Raw genomic sequence first — 16,868 nt, 5'->3', positions numbered from 1 at the left:
CACACACTGCCTATGTTACTGCTGGCCTGAGCAAGGATAAGAGCAATGAGCGGCAAACTGACCCTTTCCCCCGTATTCGAGGCGCTGAACCGCGCCGCCCATGAGCGAATCCTGATTCTGGACGGGGCCATGGGCACGCAGATCCAGACGCTGGGACTGGACGAGGGTGATTTTACCGGCACCTCCTCGGGTCAATCTCTGCGCCACAGGACCGAGCATCCGCAAAAGGGCAATAACGATCTGCTCAGCCTCACCCAACCCAAGGTGATCGAGGAGATCCATTACAAATTTGCCATGGCCGGGGCAGAAATCGTGGAAACGAACACGTTTTCCTCGACCACGATCGCGCAAGCGGATTACGGGTTGCAGGCGGCGGTACATGACCTGAATGTTGCCGGTGCGCAGGCCGCACGCCGCGCCATGGACCGCGCGACTGCGGAAGACGGCAGGCCGCGCTATGTCGCCGGAGCCCTTGGCCCGACCAACCGCACGGCATCCATCAGCCCGGACGTGAACGATCCCGGCTTCCGCGCCATCAGCTTTGACGGCCTCCGCGTGGCATATCTTGAACAGGCTACCGCCCTGATCGAAGGCGGGGTGGATATCCTGCTGATCGAAACCATTTTCGACACGCTGAACGCCAAGGCGGCGATTTTCGCCTGCGGGCAGGCGATGCAGGCGCATGGCAGGCAATTGCCGCTGATGATCTCGGGCACGATCACCGATGCTTCGGGCCGCACATTGTCGGGCCAGACGCCTACGGCCTTCTGGCATTCGGTCAGCCACGCCCGGCCCTGGACGGTTGGCCTGAACTGCGCTCTTGGCGCCGAAGCCATGCGCCCGCATCTGAGCGAGATTGCCGGCGTGGCGGATACGCTGGTCTGCGCCTATCCCAATGCCGGCCTGCCCAATGCCTTCGGTCAATATGACGAAGGCCCCGAGGATACCGCCCAGCAGGTCGCCGAGTTCGCCCGCGAAGGGCTGGTGAATGTGGTCGGCGGCTGCTGTGGCACGACCCCTGAACATATCCGCGCCATCGCCGAAGCCGTGGCCGAACACAGCCCCCGAAAGGTGCCTGAATATGCCTGAACGCCTTCTGCGCCTTTCCGGGCTGGAACCCTTTGTCCTGACCTCTGACATTCCCTTCGTGAATGTCGGGGAACGCACGAATGTCACCGGATCGGCCCGTTTTCGCAAGCTGATCAAAGAACGCGATTACGCCACCGCGCTGGAAGTCGCCCGCGATCAGGTCGAAAATGGCGCCCAGATCATCGATATCAACATGGATGAGGGCTTGATCGATTCGAAAGCCGTGATGGTCGAGTTCCTGAATCTCCTTGCGGCCGAACCCGATATCGCCCGGGTCCCGATCATGCTGGACAGTTCGAAATGGGAGGTGATCGAGGCCGGGCTGCAATGCGTGCAGGGCAAATCCGTCGTAAACTCGATCAGCCTCAAGGAAGGCGAGGACCAGTTCCGGCATCACGCGGGCTTGTGTCTGGCCTATGGCGCCGCGGTGGTCGTCATGGCCTTCGACGAAACCGGACAGGCCGACACCTTCAAGCGCAAGACCGAGATTTGCGCCCGCGCCTATAAGATTCTGACCGAGGAAATCGGATTCCCGCCCGAAGATATCATATTCGACCCGAATATCTTCGCCATTGCGACCGGGATCGAAGAACATAACAATTACGGCGTGGATTTCATCGAGGCGACCCGCTGGATCCGCCAGAACCTGCCGCATGCCCATGTGTCGGGCGGCGTCTCGAACCTGTCCTTCAGTTTTCGCGGCAATGAGCCTGTGCGCGAGGCAATGCATGCCGTTTTCCTGTATCACGCCATTCAGGCCGGGATGGATATGGGCATCGTCAATGCCGGACAGCTTGCGGTCTACGACCAGATCGACGCCGAACTGCGCGAGGCTTGCGAGGATGTCGTTCTGAACCGTCGCGACGACGCCACCGAGCGGCTTTTGGAGATTGCCGAAAAATACCGTGGCGAGGCTGGCGGCCCAAAACGTGAAAAAGACCTGTCATGGCGTGAATTTACGGTCGAGAAGCGGCTTGAACATGCGCTTGTCAACGGCATCACCGAATATGTCGAGGCCGACACCGAAGAGGCGCGGCAACAGGCCGCCCGACCGCTTGACGTGATCGAAGGGCCGCTGATGGCGGGCATGAATGTCGTCGGCGATCTGTTCGGCGCAGGCAAGATGTTCCTGCCGCAGGTGGTCAAATCCGCCCGCGTGATGAAACAGGCCGTCGCCATATTGCTGCCCTATATGGAAGAGGAAAAGCGCCTGAATGGCGGCAGTGACCGCGAAACTGCGGGTAAGGTGCTGATGGCCACGGTCAAGGGCGATGTCCACGATATCGGCAAGAATATCGTCGGCGTCGTCCTGGCCTGCAACAATTACGAGGTGATTGACCTTGGCGTGATGGTTCCCTCGCAGAAAATCCTTGAGGTCGCGCGCGAACAGAATGTCGACGCGATCGGCCTTTCCGGCCTGATCACCCCGTCTCTGGACGAGATGGTGCATGTCGCCTCCGAGATGGAGCGTGAAGGCTTCAACATCCCGCTGCTGATCGGTGGGGCGACGACATCAAAGACCCATACTGCGGTCAAGATTTCCCCCCAATATCAGAAAAATACGGCAATCTATGTCACCGATGCCAGCCGGGCCGTGGGGGTCGTGTCATCGCTGTTGAGCCCTTCACAACAGGAAGCTTATATCAAGAATATCCGCGCCGAATATCTGGATGTGGCCGAACGCCATGAGCGCTCGGAAGCAGCCAAGAAACGCCTGCCGCTGGCCGATGCGCGGGCAAACGCCCTTAAACTGGACTGGACCGGTTTTTCCGCGCATGCCCCGTCTTTCACCGGCACACGTATCATCGATGACTGGAATTTGCAGGATATCGCCCGCTATATCGACTGGACGCCGTTCTTCCAGACATGGGAAATGAAAGGCGTCTACCCCCGTATCCTCGATGACGAGAAACAGGGCGAGGCCGCCCGTGCCCTGTTCGCCGAGGCGCAGGAAATGCTTGCCCGTATCATCGAGGGCAACTGGTTCCGTCCCCGCGCCGTGGTCGGTTTCTGGCCTGCCAATTCCGTAGGCGACGATATCCGTCTTTATACCGGCGAAGACCGGACAGAGACGCTGACAATGCTGCACACCCTGCGGCAGCAGGTGTGGAAACGCGGCACCCGCCCGAATGTGGCATTGTCGGATTTCGTGGCACCAGAGGGCAGCGGACCCGATTATGTCGGCGGCTTCGTGGTCACCGCAGGACCCGAAGAATCCGAGATCGCCGCCCGGTTCGAGCGTGCGAATGACGATTATTCCTCGATCATGGTCAAGGCGCTGGCCGACCGTTTCGCCGAAGCCATGGCCGAGATGCTGCATGAACGTGTGCGCCGCGAATTATGGGGTTATTCGCCGGATGAAAACCTTGGCAATGCCGACCTGATTGCCGAGCGTTATGACGGTATCCGCCCTGCCCCCGGCTATCCGGCCCAGCCCGATCACACCGAAAAGCTGACTCTGTTCAGCCTGCTTGACGCAACCAACGCGACGGGCGTCGAGCTGACCGAAAGCATGGCGATGTGGCCCGGATCGTCCGTTTCGGGGTTCTATATCGGACATCCCGAGGCTTATTATTTCGGTGTCGCCAAGGTCGAAGAGGATCAGGTTCGCGACTACGCCGCCCGCAAAGGCATGTCGCTCAGGGAAACCGAACGCTGGCTGACGCCGATCCTCAACTATACACCGAAGGATGCGGTTGCCTGATGGGTAGCTATCGCTACTGATCGGAGATGAAGGGGCCGGGGGAAACAATCCCCCGTGCTCTGTCAGATATCCACAACGACTTTCCCGATCGGGTTCGAACAGCAGGCCAGGATATACCCCGCCTCGATATCCTCGTCCGAGATGCCGCCGTTATGAACCATATGTACCTCGCCTTCGAGCTTGCGGGTCTTGCAGGTGCCACACAGGCCGAATGTACAGCCCGAGGGAATATTCAGCCCGCTTGCCTTGGCAATGGCCAGAACGGTATCGGTTTCGTTGCAGCGCGCACTGATCCCGGATGCCGCAAATACCAGTTCTGATCTGGCTTCCTCGTCTGGCACGACATCATCCAGATCCGGGGCCTCGGCTTCGGTTTCGACCGGCGCGCCAAAGCTTTCCTGATGATAATGATCCATGTCGAAGCCAAGCGAGATAAGGATATCCCGCACCGCCTGCATGAAAGGCTCGGGACCGCAGCAGAACACCTCTCGCTCCAGGTAATCGGGCGCCATGAGACCCAGCATCAATTGGCTGATCCTGCCCCGATAACCGTGCCATGACTGAAACTCGTCATGCTCTTCGACGGTGATATGCAACTGCAGACCGGATTCCCGGTTCGCCATGTGATGCAACTGCTCTTTGAAGATCACATCGGATGGACGCCGGGCCGCATGAAGAAAAGCGACATCGGGTTTCTTCCCCGAATCCCACAGCCAAGTCGTCATCGACATCATCGGCGTAATTCCGGAACCGGCAGAAATGAAAAGATATTTCTCACCCGGATGCCGCTGAAGGCTGAAAATCCCGGCGGGACCGTAAGCCTTGATCTGCATTCCCGGCTTCAGATTATCCATCATCCACCGCGTCGCGATCGAATTGGGCTGCGCCTTCGCGGTGATCGAGACATACATCGGTCGCGAAGGCGAAGAAGAAAGCGTATAGGTCCGCTGCACATTCCCGCCCGGCACGGGCAGGTCCAGCGTGATGAACTGCCCCGGCTCGTAATCGAACCAGGCACCGGACGGCGCGCGAAAGGTGAATGTCGCGGTATCCGCCGTTTCCGGTACCATCTGGGTAAATTCCAGAAGCTCGGAATCGTCCCACGGCTCGGCCGACCAGTTTATACGCTGCTTGACCATCACTTACTCCGCCGCCGCCTGTAGCGCCAACCGGCTGCTCATCACTCCGCAATACCAATCGATCAGATGCAGAACCCCCATTTCCTGCCGCGGAGAATAAGGGCCGGGCTCATAGGCGGGGCTCAGGATGCCAGCCTGATTTTCTTCGACCACCTGACGATCCTCGTCATTTGTCGCCAGCCAGACTTCGGTCAGCTTGGTCAGGTCGTAATCCTTCCCTTCCTCGGCATCCTTGTGAACCAGCCATTTGGTCGTGACTTCGGTTTCGGTCGGGCTGATCGGCAGGATTCTGAAGAGAATGGCATGATCGGGCAGAAGATGGTTCCAGCTGGTCGGGAAGTGATAGAACATCAGCGACCCGGCATCGTTCCACGGAATCGTCCCCATCCGCCGCGCGACGGCGGCCTTGCCCGACATGGTGAAGCTTTCCTGATGATCCATCAGCGGCACCCGCGCCATGCGCCATTGCAGATCCGGCGCGCTCACGAAACGGGCGGGCAGCCGGGCGGCATCGCAACGATCCCAATGTTCGAGAATGACATCGCTGGCGGAATGCGGCCCCTCCATCACCGTCATTTCGGGATCTTCCGAATAGGTCCGGCAAAGCGAAGGATGCGAGCCGCCGCAATGATAGCATTCGCGGTTATTCTCCATCACCAGCTTCCAGTTGCCCTTCTCGATGATGGTCGAACTGAACGCAACCTTGGAATCCGCAAGCCCGCTGGGGGCGAGATAGGCCATCAGATTCTGGGCGAGCTCATTGATGGCGGGTGGGATCTGCGCAAGACAGATGAAGACCATTCCGCCCAGATCGACGCAGTGAATCGATTTCAGCCCGAATTTCGCCGGATCGAACCCTTCACCCATATCGCGCGCGTAAAGAAGTTTGCCGTCCAGATCATAGGTCCACTGATGATAAGGGCAAACCAGCTTCGGATTGGTGCCATTGGTCCGGGGACATAGCCGCTGCCCACGATGTCGACAGACATTGTGAAAGGCACGAATGCGACCATCCGCGCCTCTTACCACAATCACGGGATATTGCCCGACATTCAACGTAACGAAATTGCCGGTGGCGGGAATCTCGCAGGAAGGCAGCGCGAACAGCCATTCGCGATACCAGATTTGCTCCAGATCGTCCTGATATGCCTGTTGGCTACAGTAAAGATCGCGCGGCAGCGAGAAGCCGGGCTTTCGGGCCGCGATCAGTTCTGCGGTAGAGGGTGCTGTGATCATCACGTACCTGGCTTGTGACATGCGCATCATGCGCGACTTGGTTGACACAGGCTCTACAACCGCTGAGTCGTACTGCCTGTTTTACCAATCTAACCTCTGCAGCCGGGCCATAAGGACAATTTGCGACACAACATTGACGGATTAAGACACATGGTGCGCTGCGCTATTCACGTCTGCTTGTGCAGCCGACGGCAGGATTTCTGCCCCGCCCCCATCCACGGGCATTCGCGGATGAACCGGCCGCGCATATTGATCGTGATAGCGGATGATATCGTCTTCTTCCAGATAAACACCGGTCTGCACCTCGATCAGGATGACCGGTACCTTGCCCGGATTCGTCATCCGGTGAACCGCGCCCAGTGGCACGTAAACAGACTCGTTTTCGCTTACCAGTCGCTGGTCGTCATCGATCGTCACCAGTGCGGTTCCGGAAACGACCACCCAATGCTCTGACCGGTGCATGTGCTTTTGCAGCGAAAGCGACGCACCCGGTTCGACCATGATACGTTTGACCTGAAACCGATCGGCGCGCGCCAGCGTCTCATACCACCCCCAGGGGCGGTAATCCCGCGGGAATGCGACGGCCTGTTTGCGCCGTTTCGCGGCAAGCGCGTCAACGGCCAGGCGTACATCCTGCGCCCGCTTCAAATCCGCCACCAGAACCGCATCGCTGGTGGCCACAACGATCGTATCCCGCAATCCGATACCGACCACCTGCAGATCGTCGCCCTCCGAACGCAACAACACATTCTGGCAATCGATCGCGGTCGAGCCGCCATCTGCAACAACTGCATTCCCGTTCGGGCAGGCCGCCACCGTCTCCTGCCAGACGGAATCCCATCCGCCGAGATCGGCCCATGGGCAAGTCAGTGGGCTAACCGCAATATTCCCGGATTTCTCCATGATCGCGTAATCTAACGATCTATCCGGCAGTTCCCGCCAGGGCGCATCAGCGAGCCGCAGGAAATTGGTGTCGCGTCGGGCCAGATCGAGAGATGCCTGAACCGGCGCAAGAAATTCCGGCGTATGGTTTCGGAACTCGTCAATCATGGTCTGCGCCTGAAACAGGAATATTCCCGCATTCCAAAGGCAATTGCCGCGGGCAAGCATATCCGCAGCGTGATCGGTTGCCGGCTTTTCGACAAAACGGCGCACCATCTGAAAATCGCCCTCTTCCTCGGCCAGTTCGAGATAGCCATAGGCGGAAGCCGGTCGGTCGGGCCGGACACCGAAAACGACGATCCGGCCGGTTTCCGCAATTTCCGCCGCCTTCATCACGGTTTCCGAAAACGCGACGGCATCGGAAATCATGTGATCCGAGGGTGCGACCAGAACCAGACCACGAGGATTCCCGGCGGCAACCATTTGCGCAGCGGCCAATATCGCCGGCGCGGTGTTCCTGCCAACCGGTTCCACGACGATTGTCGCCCCCGAAACGCCCATTTGTTCAAGCTGTCCGGACACGATGAAACGAAAATCCTCGTTTGCCATGACCAGAGGCCGGGTATAGTCCGGCCCGACAAACCGGCGTATCGTTGCCTGAAAAAGCGTTTCATCGCCCGTAAGTGATGAGAACTGCTTGGGGAATGTCCTGCGGGAGACCGGCCAGAGCCGCGTACCAGCCCCCCCTGCCAGCAAAACCGGGGTGATTTTTCTCAAAACATGATCCGTCATCGGCCAATGTCCCAATTACCCTGAACATGGCGCAGCGATGACCCGATCACCGCATTGCGCCTTGCTGACAGATATAACCGAGATCGGCTGGCCGGTGAACGAGATGACTACAATTGTCGATATTATGGCGAGGATTCGTGGAAAGGAAATACGCAGGAATGCGGGATCCTGTTTCACCGTTTTTTGGTCCAGGCCCGCCGGCTGCAGGCGTTCAAACGCTTTCGCAGCCCCGGGCTTGGTGCGACCGAAGCGATTTCAGCCGCTTGACGCCAACGGCTGCCTGGACCGGGTCGCCAATACCCAGACCGCAAGCGCAAACCCTGCCACACCGCCCGCCAGTTTCCCAAGCAGCAATGGCAGAATGATTGTCGGCTGGAAATTCGCCGAGAAGGCCAGATGGTCCCCGAACATGAAGGCACCGCAGACTGCGAAAGAGATCACCAGTACCTTGTCGCGCGGTGGCATGTCCTTGATCAGCCTGAACATCGCCAGCACATTGGCCGAGGCGGCCAGCAGACCGGCCGTGCCTGCCGATGACAGGCCCAGCCGGGCTCCCACCCATTGCATCGGTTTTTGCAGGAAATGATTCAGCATCCAGACCATGGGGAACGCACCACACAGCATGATCCCGATATAGCCTGCGATTTCAAGCGCACGGAACTGGTCCTCTTCATCAGCGATGATCGGAGCGAAACCCCAGTGACCGAAGACCCAGGTAAAGAACCCGGTGAAATATTCTACGATCGAAAAAACCAGAACCAGCGTGATGGCCGCGTTCATGATCCGCCCGAACCCTAGGAACAACCGGATCATGAATGCCGGAAACAGCCGCAACCCCACCGCAAGGACCACGCAGAACAGGATCAGCGGTGCGATGTTGCGCAAAACGCCCAGCATGCCCATCGCCAGCTGATAGGTCGCCGCGCCGGTGGCTGCGATCTCGGGCCGGATTGCAACCTCCATCACGCCCAGCACCAGGCAAGAGACCAGCACGCCTATAGGGATCGACAACACGCCGCACATGATGCCGACGGCCATGTATTCATGATCCTCCTTGTCCAGCATGGCGAGCCCCACGGGGATGGTGAAGATGATCGTGGCGCCGGCCATGAATCCGGTGAGGGAAGCCATGATCCAGCCCTCGTTCGAAAGCGCAAGCTCTTTGGCCAGTTGATAACCGCCCATATCCACGGCGATGATCGAGGTCGCCGCCATGGCCGGATCGGCATTGATTGCCTGAAAGGCCGGACTGATCACCGCCGTGACGAAAGCCGAAAGATAAGGGATCGATGCCATGATCCCGGCCACGGGGATGAAGATATAGCCGATGGCGTGAAGACCCGCATTGAACTCTTTCCCCAGCGGGCTTTCGCTGTCGATGATCGAGGCAACCGCTCCGATAATCGCCGAAATCATGATGATGTAGATAACGAATGTGCCGATATGGGCCATTGGCGAACTCCCTGTCGAGGTGAAAGGCGGGCGGATTCTTGTAGTCCGCTTCCACCGAAAGCTCAGCGGAAAAGCTGGGCCAGATGGTCGTTGAGATAGAACCCTTCCGGGTCCAGCTTGCGCCGCAACTCGCGGAAATCGTCGGCGCGCGGATAGATCGAGGTGACATCCTCGCCGGTCAGGAAGTGCATCTTGCCCCAATGCGGACGCGACCCGTAGCTCCGCAGGATCCGGTCGACCGCACGCAGATAGTCCCAGTAGTCCTTGCCCGGCTCGCCCGAAACCGAGACGGTCACGCTGTCCTGCCGGTAGAAGGGGCTAAGCCACGCCTCGTCACCGGCGGTGAAGCGGTATTCGATGGGATAGATCGCATCGGGGAACTCTTCCAGCATCAGCTTGCGAACCGCACGCACGGCATCCTTTCCGTGTTCACGCGGTACGGCATATTCGAGCTCGTGGAAATTCGCGATATATTCGATCGGATAGACGTCAGAGCTATAGGCGACCTTCTCGAATTCGGTCTCGAATGGTTCCGCGTCAGTGATGTCGATGACCTTCATTTCGCAGACATCCGTACTGCGCCCCGTCTTCGAGGTGGCAGAGGTGTCGGGCAGGCAATAACAATGCCGGCTTTCCTCATAAGGGCACCAGAAGAAGCTGAAATGACGATGCGTCTCGGCAAGCTCGTCATGCCTCTCCATCGCGGAGTCGAAATCCTCGCGCCAAATCTTTTCGTGCAGCCGGTAACTGTCGGTCAGTTGCAGCGTCATCTCCGAAATCGCCCCCAATGTTCCCAGCGAAACACGGCTGGCAAGAAGAAGCTCGGGCGTGCTTTCATCGACGATCTGGACGGACCCATCGGGCTGGATCAAGCGCATGCCGACGATGGAATCCGCCAGAACCGGCAGGGCCGCGCCGGTGCCATGCGTACCGGTGGTCAGGGCCCCTGCGATCGCCTGACTATCGATATCACCCTGATTGATCATCGACAGGCCCTCCGCCTTCAGCACCTTGACGAGATCATTGAACGTCGTCCCGGCAGAGGCGGTCACCCTGCGTTTCTCATGATCGATGCTTTTGACGCCTTTCATATTGGCCAGCGTCAGGTGAAGCCCGTTGGTCAGGGCAACCGGAGTGAAACTGTGACCCGAGCCGGCAACCCGGACATTAAGCCCTTTCGCTGTCGCATCGGCGATCATGGCGCATAGCTCATCTTCGCTTTGCGGCGCTCCTCGTGCGGCGCGGACACAGGACTGGTTACCGACCCAGTTGCGCCAATGGGCGTGTTCCAGGCCAAAATCGTTGATGGTCATCCCATGTGAAGACGTGTTCATATCTTCCCCCTTTGCTTCCGGATCAGATGGCAGTGTAGGCATTGTCGGCGAACAGATGCGCCCCGTTCACGAAGCTCGCATCATCGCTGGCCAGGAACAGAGCAGCTTTCGCGACCTCATCGGGACGGCAAAGCCTGCCCTGAGCGGCGGCGATGGCCTCCTCGGATACATCGACGCCGTTTTTGGTCAGCAACTCGATCTCGCGCAGGCCATGAGCGGTCGCGATGAAACCGGGGCAGACCGCGTTCGATCGGATATTGCGATCCCGGAACTCTACGGCAAGAGCGCGCGCGAACATGTGGCACGCGCCTTTACTGGTGCAGTAAAGCACTTCCATAGGCGTGCCGACCACCGCTGAAATAGAAGAGGTGCAGATCACGCTGCCGCCCCCCGCCTCGATCATGCCGGGCAGCACCGCCTTGCTGACAAGGAACATGCTTTTCACATTCACAGCCATGATCCTGTCCCATTCTTCCTCGCTTGTTTCGAGGAATGGCACGGCTGCCAGAATTCCGGCATGATTCATCAGCACCGTGATCGGCCCGAACGCGTCCGTTACTGCCTTGACGCAATTCTCCACCTGCTCTGCGTCCGAAACATCCGCAGGGGCGAAAATCACGTCATGACCTGCCTCGCGCAAACGCCGGGCAACGTCATCTCCCTTGCTTCGCGGCAGATCGACAATACCGACCTTCGCGCCTTCCGCCGCGAAAAGCTCTGACGCGGCCAATCCGCAACCGCCTGCGCCACCGGTAATCAATGCCACCTTGCCCGCCAATCTTCCTGTCACATCAGCCTCCCTTGACCAGAACTTGCACGCCCGGCCACAATGCGTGTCCATGGAACCCTGGGCCGGTCCCTCCCAAGGCCGGGTAAGAGAAAGCCTAGGCGACAGCACATGAATGGCCATATGTCGAAAGTTATATGCCCGGAGGCGGGCCGATGATCTCGCAACGATTTTCCGATGCGGTGGCGCAGACGATCGCGACCACTGGAAGTGTACATTATGGGCAAGCCCTTGATTCATTGATAGAATGCGTGGCGGAATTCGATATGAGCTGCGCATTCGTCTTCAGTTCCGATCATAGACCCATCGTCATACATGACGGCTATTCCGAGACCGTCGACCGTCGTGCCCTGCGCTCCTATCTTCGCGGAGCCTATCTTCTGGATCCTTTCTATACCGCCTGCGTCTCGGGCGTGACCGAGGGCCTGTGGCGCATGCGCGATCTGGCGCCGGACCGGTTTTATGACGCGCAATTCGCATGGTCGCGCGAGGTTCATCCCTGTATTTCGGATCAGGCCGGAACGCTGGTCGAGGAAGTGGGCTTCATCGTTCCCCTCGCCAATGGAACGGCAGCCAATTATTCACTGATGCGCAATCGCGGTGGCGAGCTATTCGATGATGCCGAATTCGAGTCCCTCGCAAGACTGACACCGATCATTGCCGCCAGCATAAGGCAGCACTGGCCGTTCATCCAGAATTCGGAGGCGGACGCCCCGGCGGCTCGGCGAGATGCCGATCTGGTCTTTCAGCAGGTTTTCGGGGATGCGCTTACCCCAGCCCAGCATTCGGTGACTCAGTTGATCCTGCGCGGACACAGCAGCCTGTCAATCGCCGAGCATCTTGGCATTACGGAAGGCACGGTCAAGATTCACCGGTCCAACATATATCGCCGCCTTGGCATTTCCAGCCAAAGCGAGCTCTTCCAGCGATTTATTGAACATCTCGTGGAATAAGGCCCAAGAGCCTGCCGTACTGCATCAGAAACGCCGGTTATTTGCCTCCCGCGATGGCCGGGGGCGCTGCCCGTCGCCGGCTGGTTCTCGAACCAGTGGCGCACCTGCCGGCGCGCCCCTGAGGTATTTATCGCAAAGAAGAAGGAGAAGAAGAGAGAACCAATCCGGGCAGATGCGACAGGCACTAAATGCCCGTTACGTCTTTCGCGGGCGCTCCGGCGATATATACCTGTTGAACCGCGCGATCATCGCCCATGATCTGCAAAATGAACAATTCTTCAGCCAGCGTTTCTGCCCGCTCGGCCCGCAAGGACATCGCGCCGGTAGCATGAACGTTCAGCACGACCAGATCCGCATCCGATCCCGGAGCCAATGTTCCGATCCGGTCCTGCATCCCCAATGCGACGGCATTTCCGCGAGTGGCCCAGTGAAACGCCTTCAGCGGATGCAGTTTCTGCCCGTTCAGTTGCAGGATCTTGTAGCCCTCGTTCAGCGTTTGCAGCATGGAATAGCTGCTTCCGCCACCGACATCCGTGGCGATTCCGCTGACGATACCCGCCGCGCTTAGCCCGCCCTCATCGAACAACCCCGAGCCAAGGAAAAGATTCGAGGTCGGACAGAACACCGCACGACTGCCCGTTTCCGCCATCCGGGCGATTTCGCGTTCGCGCAGATGGATGCAATGACCAAGCAAAAGCCTGTCCGAAAGCAACTCGTAGCGCTCATAAATATCCAGATAATCCCGTGCCTTGGGGTATAAATTTAGCGTAAATTCGATTTCTTCAAGATTTTCGCTGAGATGGGTCTGGACGTGACATTCCGGGTATTCGCGGACCAAGCTGCCGGCCATCTCCATCTGTTCCGGCGTCGAGGTAATGGCAAAGCGGGGCGTGATCGCATAACGGAGCCTGCCGCGACCGTGCCATTTTTCCAGTAACCGCTTGCTGTCATCATAGCCTTGCTGTGGTGTATCAAGAACCCCGTCCGGCGCATTGCGATCCATCATCACCTTGCCGGCCACCATCGCCATATTGCGCGCCTCCGCCGCCTCGAACAGCGCTTCGGCGCTTTCGGGATGGACCGAGCAGAAGGCAACGGCAGAGGTCGTACCATGCGCCACAAGCTGATCAAGGAACAGACCGGCCATACGGGTGGCGTGACCACGATCGCTGAAACGTGCCTCTTCCGGGAAGGTATAGCTGTTCAGCCAATCCAGAAGCTGCGCGCCCCAGCTTGCGATCACCTGCACCTGCGGGAAATGGATATGCGGGTCGATGAAACCCGGCATGATCAGATGCGGGCGGTGATCCGTCACGGCCAGATCGGGTCGGGCAAGCGCGGCATAATCATCCACCGCGACAATGCGGCCATCCTCAATCAGAATGGCGCCGTCTTCGAGATAGCGGTGGTTATCTTCAGTTTGGGCGGGATCGGCGTGAAAGCCGAGTACGCGGCCACGAATCAGATGTTGCATGAGTGCCTGGACATGGAAGCTGTTGTGTTCAGCCGGGCCATCAGCTCGGCGGCGGTAAAGGCGGCGATCACCGCCGGGCGTTTGTCGGATGAGAATCCGGCTCCGATAGGTGAGATCAGCGGCGCAGGATCAATGCCCCGTTTGTGGGCAAAACGGTCGAACTGCGCGCGTTTCGTGGCGCTGCCGATCATGCCGGTATAGGCAAGATCGTTTCGGGCAAGCGCCTCTGCTGCCAGCAGGAAATCCAGCGCGTGGTCATGGGTCACGATGACGATGAAACTGCCGGGGCGGGCGTGACGGATTTCGGATTCGGGCAGCGGGGTGAGACGGGTATCCAGCCCGCTGGCCGCCAGCGACAGCTCTTCCGGGCGCTGGTCGATCAGAACCGCGTTGACCGGCAGCGGATGCAGCGCAAGCGCAAGCGCCCGCCCGACATGACCCGCGCCGAAAATCAGGACGTCTGGGTATTCCTGCGGCTCCGGCCCCTTGCGATCAAGGCCAAGATGCACCCGTCCCCCGCAGCATTGCCCGATTTCGGGGCCCAGAGGAATATCCATCTCGGCTTCGCCCTCGCCCGTCTTCAGCATCTGCCGGGCGCGGTCGATGGCCATATATTCCAGCTGGCCGCCGCCGATTGTGCCATCCACGCTGTCAGGACCGACGAACATCTCGGCGCCTGCTTCACGCGGGGTCGAGCCGCGAGCCGATATGATCCTGACACGGATCATCGGCGCAGCCGCTCCACCGCCAACAACACCCGTTCCGGCGTGGCGGGGGCGTCGAGCCGGGCGGGCTCGCGATAGTCCGCAAGCGACGCGACAGCCATGTTGATCGCCTCGAACACGCTGATACCCAGCATGAAGGGCGGTTCTCCCACGGCCTTGGACCGCTTGATCGTACGCTCGGCATTCTCGGACCAATCGGCAAGCTTCACGTTGAAGATACGGGGACGATCCGAGGCCAGCGGGATCTTGTAGGTCGAGGGCGCGTGCGTGCGTAGCCGCCCCTTGTCGTCCCACCACAATTCCTCGCAGGTCAGCCAGCCTGTGCCCTGCACGAATGCGCCCTCGACCTGCCCCTTGTCGATCGCCGGGTTCAGACTGCGGCCCACATCGTGGATCACATCGGCGCGGTCGATCACGTATTCACCGGTCAGCGTGTCGACCGACACCTCGGACACCGCAGCGCCATAGGCGAAGTAATAGAAGGGTCGCCCCTGCCCCGTCGCGCGGTCCCAATGGATCTTGGGCGTCTTGTAGAACCCCGCCGCCGACAGATGGATGCGGGCCATATAGGCGGACTTGATAACCTCATCGAAGGGAATCGCCGTGTCGCCCGCCATGATATGGCCGGGCACGAAGCGCACATCTTCACGCGGGGACTGCCAGCGCTCGGCCACGAATTCGACCAGCCGCGCCTTGATCTGCTCGGCCGCGTCAAGCGCCGCCATGCCGTTCAGATCGGTGCCGCTTGAAGCAGCCGTTGCAGATGTATTCGGCACTTTCTCGGTCGTGGTGCGGGTGATCTTGATGCGCGAGATATCGCATTGGAACGCCTCGGCCACGATCTGCGCGACCTTGGTGTTCAGCCCCTGCCCCATCTCGGTCCCGCCGTGGTTCAGGGCAATCGAGCCGTCGGAATAGATATGGATCAGAGAACCGGCCTGATTGAACCATGTCGCGGTAAAGCTGATACCGAATTTCACCGGAGTCAGGGCAATCCCCTTACGGATCACGCCGCCTTTCGCGTTCCAGTCCAGAACAGCCTGACGGCGGGCCTGATAATCGCAGTCAGTTTCCAGTTCAGCGAAGATACGCGGCAGGATCTGGTCGGTGACCTCCTGATGATAGGGCGTCAACTGGCCGTTCTCATACAGGTTCTTCTGCCGGATCTCATAGGGATCGCGGCCAAGCGCATAAGCGATCTCCTCGATGATCCGTTCGGCCACGATCACGCCTTGCGGGCCACCAAAGCCCCGGAATGCGGTATTGCTGACGGTATTGGTGCGCATCGGATGACTGCTGATCCGCACATCGGGGTAATAATAGGCATTATCGGCATGAAACAGCGCCCGGTCGGTCACCGGACCGGACAGATCGGACGAAAATCCGCAGCGGGCATACCAATCCCCCTCAACGGCAAGAATCCGACCTTCATCGTCAAAGCCAACCTCGTAATCCACCACGAAGTCGTGACGTTTGCCGGTGGCAGTCATGTCGTCATCACGATCCGGGCGGATTTTCACCGCGCGGTTCCACTTCTTCGCAGCCACAGCGGCGACACAGGCGAACAGGTTCATCTGCGTTTCCTTGCCGCCGAACCCTCCGCCCATCCGGCGCACATTCACCACAACCGAATGCGAGGGCACATTCAGCACATGGGCAACCATATGCTGCACCTCGCTGGGATGCTGGGTCGAGACGTTGATCGTGACGTCGTCATCCTCGCCCGGCACGGCCATTGCAATCTGGCCTTCCAGATAGAAGTGATCCTGCCCGCCGATCCCGAAACGCCCTTTGATCCGGCGCGGCGCGGCACTCATCGCCGCCCCGGCATCGCCGCGCTTCAATGTCAGCGGCTCGGTCACGTAGCCCATGCCCTGATCGCGCGCGGCTATGGGATCCAGCGCGAAGGGCAGTTCCTCGTAAACAAGTTTCGCCTTATGCGCCGCCCGCCGCGCCTGATCGCGGGTTTCGGCCAGCACCGCAAAAACGGGCTGACCGTAGAAATGCACTTCCCCATCCGCGAAGACCGGCTCGTCATGCTTGCCGTTCGGCGATATGTCATTGACGCCCGGAATATCCTTGACCGTCAGCACCCCGATCACGCCAGGCGAGGCGAGCGTTTCGGAAAAATCCGCGCCGGTGATCATGCCATGCGCGGATTGCGACAGGCCCAGATAGGCATGGATCAAGCCCGCCGGTTCGTTCAGGTCGTCGGTATACTCCGCCCTGCCGGTCACATGCTTGATCGCGGAATCGTGGATGGTGTCGCTATGGGCCAAACCCCTGATCTCGTCTTTCATG

Annotated in this window: 12 protein-coding genes; 3 read left to right on the top strand and 9 right to left on the bottom strand. The window is 59.4% G+C overall.

The genetic code is table 11. The features are described from left to right. Nucleotides 1–45: 45 nt before the first annotated feature. On the top strand, nt 46–1,089 hold the full coding sequence (locus tag Q0601_RS06375; protein WP_305288313.1) for a homocysteine S-methyltransferase family protein: 1,044 nt from the start codon (nt 46–48) through the stop codon (nt 1,087–1,089). Further along, a complete protein-coding gene (metH, locus tag Q0601_RS06370) occupies nt 1,082–3,793 on the top strand; it encodes a methionine synthase (RefSeq protein WP_305288311.1) in 2,712 nt (903 codons plus the stop codon). Before Q0601_RS06375 ends, metH begins: the two co-directional genes overlap by 8 nt. Before the next feature lie 62 nt (nt 3,794–3,855). Here the strand turns inward: metH and Q0601_RS06365 are convergent, their stop codons facing one another. From Q0601_RS06365 to Q0601_RS06340, 6 genes are all read right to left on the bottom strand, one after another. Further along, nucleotides 3,856–4,932 carry an FAD-binding oxidoreductase gene (locus Q0601_RS06365; protein WP_305288309.1) on the bottom strand — a complete coding sequence of 359 codons (1,077 nt, stop codon included), beginning with the start codon at nt 4,930–4,932 and terminating at the stop codon, nt 3,856–3,858. 3 nt (nt 4,933–4,935) lie between these two features. Then, nucleotides 4,936–6,168 carry an aromatic ring-hydroxylating oxygenase subunit alpha gene (locus tag Q0601_RS06360; protein WP_370656096.1) on the bottom strand — a complete coding sequence of 411 codons (1,233 nt, stop codon included), beginning with the start codon at nt 6,166–6,168 and terminating at the stop codon, nt 4,936–4,938. A 141-nt stretch (nt 6,169–6,309) separates the two neighbouring features. Continuing rightward, nucleotides 6,310–7,842 carry a mannose-1-phosphate guanylyltransferase/mannose-6-phosphate isomerase gene (locus Q0601_RS06355; protein WP_305288305.1) on the bottom strand — a complete coding sequence of 511 codons (1,533 nt, stop codon included), beginning with the start codon at nt 7,840–7,842 and terminating at the stop codon, nt 6,310–6,312. A gap of 255 nt (nt 7,843–8,097) precedes the next feature. Beyond that, on the bottom strand, nt 8,098–9,294 hold the full coding sequence (gene eutH / locus Q0601_RS06350) for an ethanolamine utilization protein EutH (protein ID WP_305288303.1): 1,197 nt from the start codon (nt 9,292–9,294) through the stop codon (nt 8,098–8,100). A 62-nt stretch (nt 9,295–9,356) separates the two neighbouring features. After that, complete coding sequence (locus tag Q0601_RS06345) at nt 9,357–10,628, bottom strand: D-arabinono-1,4-lactone oxidase (protein ID WP_305288301.1); 1,272 nt, start codon at nt 10,626–10,628, stop codon at nt 9,357–9,359. A 22-nt stretch (nt 10,629–10,650) separates the two neighbouring features. Next, nucleotides 10,651–11,418 (bottom strand): SDR family NAD(P)-dependent oxidoreductase, encoded by a 768-nt coding sequence (locus tag Q0601_RS06340; protein WP_305288299.1) that lies wholly within the window; start codon nt 11,416–11,418, stop codon nt 10,651–10,653. A 152-nt stretch (nt 11,419–11,570) separates the two neighbouring features. On the opposite strand from Q0601_RS06340, the gene Q0601_RS06335 reads away from it, so the two are divergent. Next, nucleotides 11,571–12,368: a helix-turn-helix transcriptional regulator gene (locus Q0601_RS06335; protein WP_305288297.1), complete on the top strand. Its 798-nt coding sequence runs from the start codon at nt 11,571–11,573 to the stop codon at nt 12,366–12,368. Between the two features lie 184 nt (nt 12,369–12,552). Here the strand turns inward: Q0601_RS06335 and guaD are convergent, their stop codons facing one another. The 3 genes from guaD to xdhB are packed head-to-tail and all read right to left on the bottom strand — an operon-like array spanning nt 12,553 to nt 16,867. Further along, nucleotides 12,553–13,842, bottom strand: a complete 1,290-nt coding sequence (gene guaD / locus Q0601_RS06330; RefSeq protein ID WP_305288295.1) for a guanine deaminase — start codon at nt 13,840–13,842, stop codon at nt 12,553–12,555. Further along, nucleotides 13,830–14,570: a xanthine dehydrogenase accessory protein XdhC gene (gene xdhC / locus Q0601_RS06325; protein WP_305288293.1), complete on the bottom strand. Its 741-nt coding sequence runs from the start codon at nt 14,568–14,570 to the stop codon at nt 13,830–13,832. The genes guaD and xdhC overlap by 13 nt, the downstream gene beginning before the upstream one ends. After that, nucleotides 14,567–16,867 (bottom strand): xanthine dehydrogenase molybdopterin binding subunit, encoded by a 2,301-nt coding sequence (xdhB, locus tag Q0601_RS06320; RefSeq protein WP_305288291.1) that lies wholly within the window; start codon nt 16,865–16,867, stop codon nt 14,567–14,569. The genes xdhC and xdhB overlap by 4 nt, the downstream gene beginning before the upstream one ends. Nucleotide 16,868: the final 1 nt, after the last annotated feature.

Origin of the sequence: Paracoccus wurundjeri (assembly GCF_030678915.1) — a bacterium.
In the GTDB taxonomy this organism is placed as follows: Bacteria; Pseudomonadota; Alphaproteobacteria; order Rhodobacterales; family Rhodobacteraceae; genus Paracoccus; species Paracoccus onubensis_A.
This window is presented reverse-complemented; position numbering and strand designations above follow the sequence as displayed.